At 65.2% G+C, this 13,797-nt stretch carries 9 protein-coding genes; 3 read left to right on the forward strand and 6 right to left on the reverse strand.

The genetic code is table 11. The annotated features are described in order from the left end of the window. Positions 1-18: 18 nt before the first annotated feature. From BMY06_RS07555 to BMY06_RS07565, 3 genes are read right to left on the reverse strand one after another with little or no spacing between them, the layout of a single operon-like run. Positions 19-2,517 carry a glycosyltransferase family 4 protein gene (locus BMY06_RS07555; protein ID WP_074982414.1) on the reverse strand — a complete coding sequence of 833 codons (2,499 nt, stop codon included), beginning with the start codon at positions 2,515-2,517 and terminating at the stop codon, positions 19-21. Next, positions 2,514-3,980, reverse strand: a complete 1,467-nt coding sequence (locus BMY06_RS07560; RefSeq protein WP_074982416.1) for a flippase — start codon at positions 3,978-3,980, stop codon at positions 2,514-2,516. The genes BMY06_RS07555 and BMY06_RS07560 overlap by 4 nt, the downstream gene beginning before the upstream one ends. A gap of 39 nt (positions 3,981-4,019) precedes the next feature. Continuing rightward, complete coding sequence (locus BMY06_RS07565; protein WP_074982688.1) at positions 4,020-6,203, reverse strand: NHL repeat-containing protein; 2,184 nt, start codon at positions 6,201-6,203, stop codon at positions 4,020-4,022. A gap of 379 nt (positions 6,204-6,582) precedes the next feature. Here BMY06_RS07565 and BMY06_RS07570 point away from each other — a divergent pair, with 379 nt between their 5' ends. From BMY06_RS07570 to BMY06_RS07580, 3 genes are read left to right on the forward strand one after another with little or no spacing between them, the layout of a single operon-like run. Then, positions 6,583-7,671, forward strand: a complete 1,089-nt coding sequence (locus BMY06_RS07570; protein WP_074982417.1) for an acyltransferase family protein — start codon at positions 6,583-6,585, stop codon at positions 7,669-7,671. A 44-nt stretch (positions 7,672-7,715) separates the two neighbouring features. Further along, the gene (gmd, locus tag BMY06_RS07575) at positions 7,716-8,759 is read left to right on the forward strand and encodes a GDP-mannose 4,6-dehydratase (RefSeq protein WP_074982419.1); all 1,044 of its coding nucleotides are present in this window, start codon (positions 7,716-7,718) and stop codon (positions 8,757-8,759) included. After that, positions 8,746-9,702, forward strand: a complete 957-nt coding sequence (locus BMY06_RS07580; protein ID WP_074982420.1) for a GDP-mannose 4,6-dehydratase — start codon at positions 8,746-8,748, stop codon at positions 9,700-9,702. The genes gmd and BMY06_RS07580 overlap by 14 nt, the downstream gene beginning before the upstream one ends. Positions 9,703-9,799: 97 nt before the next feature. Here BMY06_RS07580 and BMY06_RS07585 read toward each other — a convergent pair whose 3' ends face one another. The 3 genes from BMY06_RS07585 to BMY06_RS07595 are packed head-to-tail and all read right to left on the reverse strand — an operon-like array spanning position 9,800 to position 13,662. Continuing rightward, complete coding sequence (locus BMY06_RS07585; RefSeq protein WP_065065375.1) at positions 9,800-10,960, reverse strand: glycosyltransferase family 4 protein; 1,161 nt, start codon at positions 10,958-10,960, stop codon at positions 9,800-9,802. A 54-nt stretch (positions 10,961-11,014) separates the two neighbouring features. Continuing rightward, positions 11,015-12,238 carry a glycosyltransferase family 4 protein gene (locus BMY06_RS07590; RefSeq protein WP_074982422.1) on the reverse strand — a complete coding sequence of 408 codons (1,224 nt, stop codon included), beginning with the start codon at positions 12,236-12,238 and terminating at the stop codon, positions 11,015-11,017. After that, complete coding sequence (locus tag BMY06_RS07595; protein WP_124260580.1) at positions 12,235-13,662, reverse strand: glucose-6-phosphate isomerase; 1,428 nt, start codon at positions 13,660-13,662, stop codon at positions 12,235-12,237. Before BMY06_RS07595 ends, BMY06_RS07590 begins: the two co-directional genes overlap by 4 nt. Between the last annotated feature and the right edge of the window lie 135 nt (positions 13,663-13,797).

Genomic DNA, 13,797 nt, shown 5'->3' on the forward strand with positions numbered 1-13,797 from the left:
TATGTCCGCTGCGTCTGCTTAACGCGCGCGGGCCGCCACGCCGTCCAGTACGCGCTCGACGGCCTCCACATACTGTTCCTTGCCGAAGCGCTCGCGCGCCACTGCCAGGCCGTCCTGCGCGAGCCGCTCGCGCAGATTTTCGTCGTCGTAGAGCGCGCCCAGCGTCGTTGCGAGTTCGCGCGCGTCGCCCGGCGTGCAGAGCAGCCCGCTCTTGCCGTGCGTGACGATCTCGGTCACACCGCCGTCGCGCGACGCCACCACGGGCCGCTGCGCGAACATGCCTTCAACCACCACGCGTCCGAACGGCTCGGCCGTGATCGACGTATGCGCGATCACATCCATCGCGCGCATGCAGGCCGCGATATCGTGGCGGAAACCGAGGAAATGCACGCGCGATTCCAGACCGTTCGCCTTCACGAAGTCATGCAGTTCCTGCGCGTAGGCATCTTCGCCAAACAGCGGCGCGCCGACGAACACGGCATGCGCGCGCGGTTCGAGCAACAACGCTTCGAGCAGCACATGCTGGCCTTTCCAGCGCGCGAGACGGCTGAACGCACCGACCAGAAACGCGTCCTGCGGCAAGCCGATCTGCGCGCGCAACTGCGCTTGCGGCACCCGCGCGAGCGCGCGGAACGGCGATTCGTCGACACCGTTATGCACGACGTCGATACGACGCGCGTCGAAGCGCGTGAGATCGGCGAACACCTGCGCCGACGCATGCGAATTCGCGATCACGTGCGCGAGGCCGAGCTTCGCGCAGCCCTTGATGACCGTACGCTGCACGCGCCCGAAATGCTCATCGCTGACGATATCGCGCAGATGCCAGACGACCGGCTTGCGCGCAAGTTTGCCCGCCAGCACGCCGATCACCATCGCGCGCTGCGTGTTGGCATAGAGCACGTCAGCTTCGCGCGCGCGGCGGCGCGTTTCGCGCACCAGCGAAGCGATGCCGGCCAGCACGCCCAGCTTCGGCGCAGCGCCGCCGTCGCGCCGCACGTTTTGCAACGCGCCCGAATCGAGCACGTCGACGCGCGCGCCCGCGGCGTCGAGCGCTTCGCGGAACGGCCCGTCGTTGAACAGCAGCACTTCGATGCGCGAACGCAAGCCCTTCACCACTTCGAGCAAGGACAATTCGGCGCCGCCCAGCACGCCGCTCTGATCGATCGCCAACACGCGCGGTGCGTTGCTTGAGGCCGCATCGCCCCGCGTATCGGGCGGCGGCGCAACGGGCGCGCGCGCCAGTCCCGCTTCGGCGATCGCGGGCACGGCCCGCGCCACGCGCGCGAAAAACTGTTCGCGGAAATGCTGCGCCGAAAACTGCTCCGCGTTCGCACGGCACGCCTCGGCGCGGAATCGTCCGGGATCGCGCTCGAACGACGCCACCGCCGCGATGATCGCTTCCGCACGCTGCTCGTCGAAGAACAAGCCAGTCGGATGCGAGCCGGTATCGCGCACGGTTTCGAGCGCGCCGCCCTTGCCATACGCAATGACCGGCGTGCCGCACGCCTGCGCTTCCACCACCGAAATGCCGAAGTCTTCTTCCGCCGCGAACACGAACGCCTTCGCGCGGCGCATGCGATCGTGCAGCACCGCGAACGGCTGGTACCCCATCACTTCCACATTCGGTCCCGCTTTCGCGCGGACCTTCTGCATATCCGGACCATCGCCGATCACGACGAGTTTCTTGTCCGGCATCCGCGCAAACGCCTCGACGATCAGATCGATCTTCTTGTACGGCACGAGTCGCGAAGCGGTCAGATAAAAATCTTCCTTCTTCGTTTCCAGCTCGAACGCATCGACATCGACGGGCGGATACACCACCTCCGCTTCACGCTGATACACCTTGTGAATGCGCCGCGCGATGAATTCCGAATTGGCCACGAACTGGTCGACGGAATTCGCCGTGCGCACATCCCAATTGCGGATGTAGTGAAGAATCAGCCGTGCAAGCATCGACTTCGGTCCGCGCGTGAGCTTCGATTCCTGCAGATACTGATGCTGCAAATCCCACGCATAACGAATCGGCGAATGCACGTAGCTGATGTGAAACTGGTCCGGCCCGGTCAGCACGCCCTTGGCGACCGCGTGCGAGCTCGAAATCACCACGTCGTAATCGGAGACGTCGAGCTGCTCGATCGCGAGCGGCATGAACGGCAGATAGGCGCGATACTTCGTGCGCGCTTTCGGCAGACGCTGCACAAACGACGTCGTCGCGCGCTTGCCGCGCAGGAAGCCGCGATCCTTGTCCTCGACGAAATCGACCACGGAAAACAGATCCGCGTCGGGGAAACAGTCGATGATCTGTTCGAGCACGCGCTCGGCGCCCGCATAGGTGACGAGCCAGTCGTGCACGATGGCCACGCGCGGGCGGCGGCGCGCGGCACGTCCTTCGTGCGCGGGCCGCAACTCGGTGACCGTGCGCGATTCGCCGCGCGAGGAAGAAGAAGCGTCGCGCCGTTGGACAGGCGCGGCGGCGCGTTCGGACGACGCCGCTTCGTCGATCAGTTCATGACTCATGCGCTTTTCCGGGAGTTGAGACGAAACAAGAGGGAACGGACGTAGCCGCGCAGCAACGGCGTCGTGATCACCGACCACGCGCAGTTGGCCAGCGCCAGCACCACGCCCGCGCCGGTCGCGACGAGCGCGTCCGGCACCCACCACGCGATTCCGAGCGCGGCGGCGAGAAAACTCAGGTGTGCACACATATCGACGACGATCGCGCGGCTATGAATGCGTGACAGCCACAGCAGCACGACGTAATCGAACAGCGAGCGGAACAGCACGGCCGCCGCCGCGCCGGGCAGACCGAAACGGTCGATGCCGAGCCACAGCAGCCCCGCAAACAGCGGCAATTCGATCAGACCGACGCGCGCGGCCACCGCCGGGTTGTTCTGCGACTGGATCAGGATGCGCGTGACGCCCGCCTGCCCGATCAGCCACACGGCGACGATCAGGAAACGGCCCACGGGCGCGCCATGTCCGGCGATGACCGGCCCCACCCACACGCGCAGGAAGGGTTCGAGCACGACGATCGCGCCAATCGCAACGGGCGTGAAAATCGCGTTGAGAAATTGCAGCGACTGCGCGGCGATCTCGTCGGCGTGTTCGCGGCGCAAGGCGGAAAGACGCGGAAACAGCGTGCGCACCAGTGCGTTCGGCACCATGTTCAGACGCGTGACGAGGTTCTGCGGCACCGTGTAATACGTGACGAAACGCGCGCCGAGCCCCGCGCCGAGCATCATGCGGTCGAGCGAGTCAGCGACCATCGTCGTGATGCTCGCGACCAGCATCCAGCCGCCGAAATTGAACAGCGCCTTCGAGGTGTCCAGACGCGGACCGAGCACGCGGCGAATGCCGAGCACACGCAACGCGGAGCGGCCGAGCAGCAGGCCCGCGAAGAGACGCGCCATCACGGCGGCGGCGAGCACGGTCTGCAGATTCGGCGCGATGACCCAGGCCGCGCCCAGCGGCAAGAGCTGGAACAGAAAGGTCCCGAGCGTCTGGTTCGTGTTGTAGATGCCGAAGCGTTCCGCGCCGTTGATCGCGCCCGCGAACACCCACGAAACGTTCGCAATCGGAATCGCCACCGCGAGCCACGGCAGCGCGAGATAGACCTCGTGGCGCAGCTCGGGCGTCACGTGCGTGAAGTACGCGGTGTAGAACGCGCCGCCCGAATAGATCAGCAGGCCGCCAATCGCGCCCGTAATGAAGTTGAGCCAGAAGGCGCTCCAGAACACGCGCTCGCAGGCGTCGGCGTCTTTCGACGCATACGCCTTCGAGATCTGGTTCTGCGCGGCCATGCTCATGCCCAGATCGAGCACGCTGAAATAGCCGATCAGCGTCCACACCAGCGCAATCACGCCGTAGCGTTCGACGCCCAGCATCTTGATGTACGAGGGCACCGTGACGAGCGACACGAAGGTCGGCAGTATGAGCCCGAACAGGTTGATCGCAACGTTGCGCAGAATGCCTTTATCCATAGATTGTCCAGTAGCGTGGCGAGGCGGCGGACGCGCGCATCAAGCCGGTTTCCAGCGGTACATGAGCACCTTGCCGCGTGCATCCTCTTCCACGAAGATCAGGTATTCGCCATTGGGCTGACGATGCGCCGTGATGCCGAAGGGCACGTCGACCCAGCCCGACGCATTGCCCACTTCCGCGCCGGGGCCGAAGGTGCCGATCTCCTTCGCGCTCGTCTTGTCGAACACGTGGACGTTGCCCGCGGGCTCGACCACGAAGAGGTATTGCCCTTCCACAGTGAGGCCCGCGGGCGTAACCGGCGGCTTCGCCTTCGGGTCCCACGGCAGGCGCAACACGTAGCGCTGTTCGGGATGACCGCTCGACCATTTGTCGTAGCGCACCAGCACGCGGCCCGCTTCTTTCCAGAAGCCCGGATCGTGCGGCGCGTCGGCGGTATAGCCGGTCACGTAGAGCGTGTCTGTTTCGGGTTCGTAGATCGCGCGATGCACTTCGGTGAACGGCGCGGGAATCGCGTACTTATCGAGCTTGTCGTACGAGTAGATAGGATTGCCCTTTGCATCGAGGCCGCCGAAACGGAAGCGCCAGATGCCCTTCTCGTCGCGCGCGCGCCAGATGTCGCCGCGCGTGTCGATCCACCAGCCCCAGCCGCCGCCGAGTTTTTCGCGGCCCGGATTGCGCGTGTATTCGTCGGTATCGAATGCGCCGTTGCCGTTGACGTCGCGCCAGATCCAGTCGCCGCCGGGCGGCGCGTTCGGCACGTGCAGCACGGGACGCTCGCGGCCCGCGATAAAGCCCGAAGGAATCGCGGTCTCGCCGTCGCGTTGCGGATCGAAGCGATAGATCTTCAGGTGATCCGCGTACATGTCGGTGAGATACAGGAACGTGTGGCCGTTGAGCTGGCGCGCCGTCGGCAGGCCGGGCCACTGATCCGTGTGAAATACCGGGTCGTCGGGATACTTGAATCGATTAGACAGGAACCCTACATATTTCGAATCCTGCCCCGGCGGCTTCGACAGATCGAGTTCGAAACGCTTGTTGCCGGTGTAGACGCTGTTAGGCCGCGCCGGGTCCATCCAGGCACCATCGACGAACAGCAGCCCTTCCACGATCCACTGGCGCTTGCCGTCGGGCGCGTAGCTTTCGAGCGTCGCGCCGAGACCCGCGCCGATCGTGTCGTGCTTCGGGCCGATACCGTTGGTCGAGACGTAGATGTTGCCCTTCGCATCCGTGCCCACGCCCGTGAGTCCGTTGAAGCGACCCGGGCCGGGGCGTCCGGCAACGCCCGAGAAAATGCCGCCGCGCTCGCCGAGCGTGCCGCTTGCGGCGTAGCTCTTGCCGTTGCGCGCGTAGATCAGGATCTGCTGGCGCGGGCCGTTGTCGGCGACCAGAATGCGTTGCGAGGGGTCCACGGCGAGATCGACGGCCTGGGTATCGGCGGGCAGTTCGAGCGTGTCGCCGATCAGTTTGCCGTCCGGCGAATAATGCGCGACGCGCGGCGCGCGGTCGTTCACGGTGCCGGTCAGCACCCACAGCGACCCGTCGGCGGCGAGTGCAATGCGGCCCGGCTCGTGCACGTCGAATTGCGATTTACGCTGCATCGAGTTCGCGTCGTAGACCTCGATGCGGTTCATCGACGTGTTGCTCACGTAAAGCAGCGTGTCAGTGGCCGCGAGGCCGCCTACATCGGCGTGCTGACCTGTGGGCACATCAGCGATCTTCAGGAAGGCGCTGGCGAGCTGCGCATGCGGATTGAGCGGCTGCGGCGAGGCCTGGAACGCGGCGGCGCGTTTGGGTTCGTCGAGCGGACGACGCGTGATGCCAAACCACTGGCGGCCCTTGTCGGGCCACACGCCGCCGCCCACCAGATGCCCCTTCTCGTTGCCCACGCCCACGGCCGCGTACAGATAGCGGTGGTTGAGCGCCACGGCGTTGCCGCCCTGCCCGCCCCAACCATGCGTGCCGCCCGCGAAGCCGAGCGATTTGCCGTCCTGGTAGGCGCTGATCTCGCCGCCGCTTTCATCCCACGGCGCGTTCGTGAAGACCTTGCCGTCGGGCGTGACCGCGATCGCGGTGATATTGATCTGCGTCCACGTCCCCTGGCCATAACCAAAGGTATTGCCGATCCACGACGTCGTGACGTTCAGTGGGGGCGCGGCAAGCGTCTGCACCGACGAGGTACAGACGAACGCGCTCAAAGCGGCCAGCGCCAGCGCCCTGCGCATGCGGCGGTCGGGAATCGGAAACGGCAAGGCAATTCCTCCGGTCAGAATACGGCGATTCCGCTGGATCATGCCGTACATTCACGGTGAAAAATCACCCCACAAAAAGCGAAAATAATTCAAAAAAATTCAATCGAAACCCGTACCCGCGCGGTGTTTGCGAAATAAATACCCGCGCCGCGCGCAAAGCCCTGCCACATGGGCGATCAGCAAGATTTTCCCGATTTCGCAATCACGACTTCCGTGTGCGCCCATTCATATTTACCGATCTAAATCGGCTTTCATTTTAAAAATCAGGCCACCGATATATTTCGGCTTTTTGACCATTTAATTCTTTCTAGAATGATCCGGACTGTGCACGTATGAACCCACCGGATAACCGATGACCGTTAACAGCCTCGCCAGCCCGCCGCAACACGCCCACCGCATCGTCCAGCTCGACGGCCTGCGCGCCATCGCCGTGCTCGCCGTTTTCGCACAGCACGCGCTCAAGGCGCCGCTATGGATGGGCGTGGATCTGTTCTTCGTGCTGAGCGGCTTTCTGATCACGGGCATCCTGCTCGAACGCAAGGCGCGCGGGCAGTCGTACTTCAGCTACTTCTACGCGCGACGCGTGCGCCGCATCCTGCCGCCGTACATCCTGCTGATGATCGTTTCGTCGCTGCTGTTCGGCCTCGGCTGGGCGCGCTACTGGCCGTGGTATGCGTTCTTCGCGACCAATATCGGCGATGCGCTCGGCCAGAGCGGCCACGACAGTCTCAACATTCTCTGGTCGCTCGCCGTCGAAGAGCAGTTCTACATCTTCTGGCCCTTCGTGGTGCTGTTGCTGCCGCGCCGCCTGCTCGCCGTGGTGGCCGTCGCGCTCGTGCTGATCGTGCCCGTGCTGCGCGCCATCGCAACGCCGTGGTTCGACAGCTACTGGCCGATCTACTACCTCACGCCGTTCCGCATGGACCTGCTCGCCGCCGGTTCGCTGCTCGCCGTGATGGTGCGCCGCGACCGCAATGCGCTCGATCCGTTCAAGGTGCCCGCGGCGATTTTCTTCTTCGCGGCGCTCGCGGTGCTCGCGTGGCTGCATCTGCATTACCCGCGTTTTCGCGGCATGAACACGCCGCTGTCGAATGCGCTCCTCTATAGCGTGTCGCTCGTGCTCTGCACCTCGGCGGTCGTGGTCGCGCTGCAATCGAAGGGCATCGTCAAGCGTCTGCTCTGCAATCCGGTGCTCGTCTATGTGGGCACCATCAGCTACACGATTTACCTGATTCACCTCACGATTCTCTATGCGGTGTGGGAGCACCACTACAGCCGCCCGGTGAGCGCGGCCATCGCGCTCGCCATCACGCTCGCCTACGCAAGCGCCAGCTGGTTCCTGTTCGAAAAACGCCTCACGCGCGGACCGTCGCGCCGCTCGACGCCGGTTGGCGCGAGCGCCACGGTGCGCGGCGTGAGCGCGTCCAGCTCGCAGTCCTGAAAGGCAGTTTCCGTTTCCACGTTCGCTACTTCAAAGGTACACACATGAACGAACGACGCAAAGCGATCATCACCGGCGTATCCGGCCAGGACGGCGCGTATCTGACCAAACTGCTGCTCGACAAGGGCTATCAGGTGGTCGGCACTTACCGGCGCACCAGTTCGGTCAATTTCTGGCGCATGAACGAACTCGGCGTCACCGATCATCCTTCGCTCGAACTCGTCGAGCACGATCTCACCGATGCGGGCTCGACCATGCGTCTGCTCGAACGCTCGCAGGCGGGCGAGATCTACAATCTCGCGGCGCAGAGCTTCGTGGGCGTGTCGTTCGATCAGCCGGTCACGACCGCCGAAGTCACCGGCATCGGCGCGCTCAATCTGCTCGAAGCGATTCGCGTGGTGAATCCGCGCACGCGCTACTACCAGGCGTCGACGTCCGAAATGTTCGGCAAGGTCCAGGCCGTGCCGCAACGCGAAGACACGCCCTTCTATCCGCGCAGCCCGTATGGCATCGCCAAGCTGTTCGCGCACTGGTCGACCGTGAATTACCGCGAGTCCTATGACATCTTCGCGACCAGCGGCATTCTCTTCAATCACGAATCGCCGCTGCGCGGCCGCGAATTCGTGACGCGCAAGATCACGGACGCCGTCGCGAAGATCAAGCTCGGCAAACAGAGCGTGCTCGAACTCGGCAATCTCGACGCCAAGCGCGACTGGGGTTACGCCTCCGAATACGTCGAAGGCATGTGGCGCATGCTGCAGGCCGAAGAACCGGACACCTATGTGCTCGCGACGGGCCGCACCGAAACCGTGCGCGACTTCGTGACGATGGCCTTCGCGGCGGCCGGCTTTCAGCTCGAATGGTCGAGCCGCGGCGAACGCGAAACCGGCATCGACATTTCGAACGGCCGCACGCTCGTGCGCGTGAGTCCGCGTTTCTATCGTCCCGCCGAAGTCGATCTGCTGATCGGCAACTCGGACAAGGCGCGCACCAAGCTCGGCTGGGAGCCGCAAACGTCGCTGGAGCAGCTCTGCCAGATGATGGTCACGGCCGACCTCACCCGCAACGAACGACATGACACGTTCTGACGACACGCGCGCCCCGCGCGCGCTGATCACCGGCGTGGGCGGCTTCACCGGCCGCTACATGGCGGCGCGGCTCGCGTCGAGCGGCTATCGCGTCTGGGGCACGGTGCGCCCCGGCGAAACGCTCGCCGACACGCAACTCGCCGACATCGTCACGCCGCTCGCCGCCGATCTGCTCGACCGCGGCGCGCTCGCGCACGCGGTCGAAACGGTGCAGCCGGACGTGGTCGTGCATCTCGCCGCCGTGGCGCACGTGGCCGACAGCGATGTCGCGCGCACCTACGTGGTCAACGTCGTGGGCACGCGCAACCTGCTCGACGCGCTCGCGCATCAGCGCCACGTGCCGCGCGCGGTGCTGCTCGCGAGCAGCGCGAACATCTACGGCAACGCCACCAACGGCGTGATCGACGAAACCGTCGCGCCCCAGCCCGCGAACGACTACGCCGTGAGCAAGCTCGCGATGGAGTACGTCGCGAAACGCTGGGACGCGCAATTGCCGATCATCGTCGCGCGGCCGTTCAACTACACGGGCGTGGGTCAGTCGGCGGACTTCCTGATTCCGAAGATCGTCGATCACTACGCACGCGGCGAGAAAACGATTTCGCTCGGCAATCTGCACGTCGCGCGCGACTTCTCCGATGTGCGCGACGTGGTGAACGCCTACGCGAAACTGATCGAAGCGGCGCCGCGCGGCGCGACCGTCAATGTGTGCTCGGGCACGGGCCACACGCTCGGCGCATTGCTCGACGCGCTCTCGCGTATCGCGGGCTACAGCATCGACGTGAAAGTCGATCCGCGTTTCGTGCGCGCCAACGAAGTGCGTCAGTTGATCGGCTCGAATGCGAAGCTGCGCGGCATTGTCGGCGACAGCGCGCGCAAGCCGCTCGAAGACACGCTGCGCTGGATGTACGAAGAAGCACGCCAGGTGTGTCTCGATACGCGATGAGGCGACGCTTGTTTCTTCCGCTGCAAAAAACTGCCGCTCTTTCGAGCGGCAGTTTCATTTTCCGGCTTCGATTTTCCGGCTTCGATACGCGTGACGCTCAATGCGCCGCCGCGATCGCCTCGGCGTAGACATCCGCCACGCGCTTTGCGATCACCGCATTGTCGAAATGCTCGCGCGCGTAGGCCTTGCATGCGTGCTCGTCGGGCATCTTGATGCGGCCGGACAGCGCGCCGTCGATCCCTTCGGCAATCGCGCCCGCGCCCGTCGAAGGCAGCACGAGATCCTGCGAAAGTCCTGCCACCGCTTCGGGCAGACCGCCGACCGGCGTCACCAGCACAGGCGTGCCTGCGGACAGCGATTCCACCGTGATGAGGCCGAAGCCTTCGAGCGCGACCGTCGGCACCACGCTCAGCGTCGCGGCGCGATAGAGCGACGGCAGATGCGCGTCGGGCACGAAGCCGAGCAGCTTCACGTTGTCGGTGAGACCCGCTGCGTCGATACGCTGCTGGAGTTCGGATTCCAGACGGCCACGGCCTGCGATCAACAGCAACACGTCGGGATGACGCTGCTTCACCTGCTTGATCGCGTCGATCAGATCTTCGAGACCCATGCGGCGCACGAGGCGGCGCACGGCCAGCACGATCGGGCGATTCTGCGGCAGTTGCAGGCGCAAACGCGCTTCGCCTTGCGAGCAGGCCGGATCGAAATGCGCGGTATCCACGCAGCCCGGCACGATACGCACGCGTTCGGGCGAGATCGCGTAACGCTTCGTGAGGATGTCGCCGAACGCTTTCGACAGCACGATCAGACGCGACGAGCGCTCATATACCGACTGCTCCAGCGAATGCTTGATGCGCTGGCTCAGCGATGCCGCGCCTTCGACGAAGCTCTCGTCGGCCCACGGTCCCTGAAAATGCGAGACCTGCGGAATGCCGCGCGTGACGTCGAGGCCGGGGAACGTGTAGAGCGCGAAGTGCGAGGAGATCACGTCCGGGCGTTCGCGGCGCACTTCGCGGCGCAGCGCGCGGCGCGCGTCCATCAGACGGAACGGCAAGGCGCGCGCGGCCGAGCCGAAGCCCTGGATCGCGCCGCCGCTGTCTTCGGCCACCTTGGGCGAGCCGGCCACCACGCCGCGCACCTTCACGCCCGCGCCGGGCAGCGCGCCCACGAGCGAGTAATACATGCGGTCGAGGCCGCCCGCACGCTCCGGAAACCAGTGCATGCCGATCTGTAGCGAATGGATGGAATGTTTCGTCATCGCATGTCCTTGTTATGGCCGTCTGTGCCGTTGAATTGGCGTTGAGTCGTTATTTCAGGGAGTATCCGCGCGCTGCAGCGTCTGGCCGCCCGGCAGCGTCGCCGCCGCCGCGAAGGCTCGTTCGCCGCCGCGCGCGGCTTCGTTGGCGTCGCCGGCCAGTTGCCGGTAGAGCGCGATGTACTGTGCCGCCATGCGCGCCCAGCCGAAGCTGCACGCCAGTTCCGCCGCGGCTTCGCCCATCGCGAGGCGGCGCGGCGTGTCGTCGTCGAGTTGCTGGATCGCGTTGGCGAGCGCGGCCGCGTCGTCGGGATCTTCGAGCACGATGCCGCATTCGGGCGTGATGATTTCCGCGCCGCCCGCCGTGCGCGCCGTCACCACCGGCAGCCCCGCCGCCATCGCTTCGAGCAGCGAGAGCGACATGGCTTCGTAGCGCGACGGGAACACGTAGGCGTCGACGCTGCGCATCAGCATCGGCATTTCGCGCACGAGGCCGAGAAAATGCACGCGCGACTCGATGCCAAGCTGGCGCGCCATCTCCGGATACGGACTGCCCGGCAGATAACCGGCGACCGCGAGATGCACGTGCTCGGGCAATTGCTTGAGCGCTTCGAGCACGGTGCCGAGGTTCTTGCGCGGCGTGCGCAGATCGCCGACAAACAGCAGCAGGAATTTGTCCACGGGCAGCTTGAAGTGCGAGCGGTCCGCGCTCGCGCCCGAGAAGCCGCGCGTATCGACGCCGTTGTAGATCACGTCGAGTCGCTCGACGGGATCACCGCCGCACGCGCGGATTTCATCGGCGACCTTGCGCGAAACGGCGGCGATCACGCGCGAGCGGCGGTACGCCCAGCGTTCGAGCACTGCGTTCACGCGCGTATAGACGAACTGATACGCCGACCACGCGCCGCGCGTGAGGCCGAACGGGTAGTACTTGCTGCGCGCCCAGCCGCCGTGCACGAAGTGCGCGGTGTTCACGTCGGCATGCGCCCACGTGATGAAGCCGTTGACGTGCAGCACGTCGTAGTCGCGGCGATGGCGGCGCAGCCACCACGCGCTTTTCAGCGCGAACACCTGCTGGCGCAGCAAGTTGGTCGGCCACAGGCGCGAGGGCTGCACGGGCACCCACTTCACCCGCGGATGTTCGAGCAGTTCGGGCGCGACGTGCCGGGCCACCAGCGTGACCTCGAAGCCCTCGTCGAGCGCCGCGCGCGCGATTTCATGGTTGACGCGCCCCTGGCCGTCGTTATGGCGCACTACGTGCGTGACGATTGCGACTCTCAATCGGAGATCTCCGTAACAGGGGTAACAACGGGAGTGGCGCGCGAGGCCAGCCGGTTCATCCGGGTCCAGTGCCCCGCGCTGAGAATGGAAAACACGCTGGAAAACAGCAGCAGACCGCCCGTGCCGACCAGCGAGTTGGTGAACACCAGCATCGCGAAGATCGAGATCATCAGGCTCATGCACGCGCACACGTAGCGGTCTTCGGAGAGCCGCAGCGCGATGCGCAGCGCGCGCGCCATCAGCCAGATCACGCCCGACATGTAGAGCAGCGTGCCGGGCCAGCCGAGCACGAACGGAATGTTCATCACGCCGCTGTCGAAGCTGCCGTACTGGCCGAGCTGGCCGTTGCTGCTCGACAGCTTCGTCGATGCGCCGGTCGAGCCGAAGCCTTCGCCCGACACGTCGGTAAAGGCCTTCTTCGCGAAGTCGGCGTAGAACTGGTTGCGCGCTTCGTAGCTCTGATCGTCGCTGAGATTGACGAGCGTGTTCAGGCGCTGCTGCATGCGGTCCGCGACCGGGCCGAAGGTGAGCAACGGCACGCACACGCCCGCGAGCACGAATGCGCTCACGATGATGCGGATGCGCACCTTGTTGCTCGACTTCATCAGCTGGATCACCATCGCGATCGCCCAGCCGCCCCACGTCGATCGCACCAGCGACAGCGCGAACGAAAAGAAGCCGAAGGCCGCCGCGACCCAGCGCACGCGATGCTTCGCGGCCATCACGAGCACCATCGCGCCCATCATCGCGAATGCGAACGGACCCGACGAATTCATCGTGCTGAACACGCGCACGCCGAGCGGCACGGGGTCGCCCTGCGAATTCATGTCCGAGCCGATCATCCACATCGCGTCCCACGGCGGCATGATGAAGAACTGCACGAGACCGTACGCGCCCATCACGAACATGCCGTAGATGAAGGTGTTGATGATGGTGTCGCGCGCTTCGGGATACTGGCGCGTGAGCACCATGATGTGAAAGCCGATCAGCAGCGGATAGACCCAGTTCGCGAGGTCGTAGACAGCCGCTGCGGGGCCGCTCGCAACCACGCCCACCGCGAACCCATAGGCGATGCCGAGCAGCGCCAGCAGCAGCGGCAAACCGCGTCGTTGCGCGAGGATAGGGTAATAGCGGATCAGCGAAATGCCGCTGATCATGGTGACGGCGAGCGGCGCGACCTGAATCAGGCTCGTGGGCGTGAAGCCGCCTTTGCCGTAGTCGGCGAGACGGCGCACTTCGGGGCTCAGGAACCACAGCCACCACATGAAGCCGATATAGCGCACCGGATTCACGAAATAGAGCCAGAAACCCACGCCGATGGCGAGCACCGGAAACGCGAGCGTGAGCACCGAGCCCTGATGCGCGAGGATCAGCAGCGCGGTGAAGGTCCACAGCGCGATGACGGGCAGCGTGTCGCGGCCCATCGCGCGGCGCAGGCCCGAACGGCGCGCCGGTTCCGCCGGTGCGCGCGCGGACGCGCCAGGCAGGTTCGGCGGAACATTGGGCGGCCGGTTCGGCGGCAGATGCGGCGAGCGCGGCGCCGGATACGAAGGCACACG

Source organism: Paraburkholderia tropica (assembly GCF_900109265.1).
GTDB lineage: Bacteria > Pseudomonadota > Gammaproteobacteria > Burkholderiales > Burkholderiaceae > Paraburkholderia > Paraburkholderia tropica.

Excerpts from the sequence above, each read along its gene's own strand:
- BMY06_RS07555 (WP_074982414.1), bottom strand. The coding sequence starts at position 2,517 with ATGAGTCATGAACTGATCGACGAAGCGGCGTCGTCCGAACGCGCCGCC.
- BMY06_RS07560 (WP_074982416.1), bottom strand. The coding sequence starts at position 3,980 with ATGGATAAAGGCATTCTGCGCAACGTTGCGATCAACCTGTTCGGGCTC.
- BMY06_RS07565 (WP_074982688.1), bottom strand. The coding sequence starts at position 6,203 with ATGCGCAGGGCGCTGGCGCTGGCCGCTTTGAGCGCGTTCGTCTGTACC.
- BMY06_RS07570 (WP_074982417.1), top strand. The coding sequence starts at position 6,583 with ATGACCGTTAACAGCCTCGCCAGCCCGCCGCAACACGCCCACCGCATC.
- gmd (WP_074982419.1), top strand. The coding sequence starts at position 7,716 with ATGAACGAACGACGCAAAGCGATCATCACCGGCGTATCCGGCCAGGAC.
- BMY06_RS07580 (WP_074982420.1), top strand. The coding sequence starts at position 8,746 with ATGACACGTTCTGACGACACGCGCGCCCCGCGCGCGCTGATCACCGGC.
- BMY06_RS07585 (WP_065065375.1), bottom strand. The coding sequence starts at position 10,960 with ATGACGAAACATTCCATCCATTCGCTACAGATCGGCATGCACTGGTTT.
- BMY06_RS07595 (WP_124260580.1), bottom strand. The coding sequence starts at position 13,662 with ATGGGCCGCGACACGCTGCCCGTCATCGCGCTGTGGACCTTCACCGCG.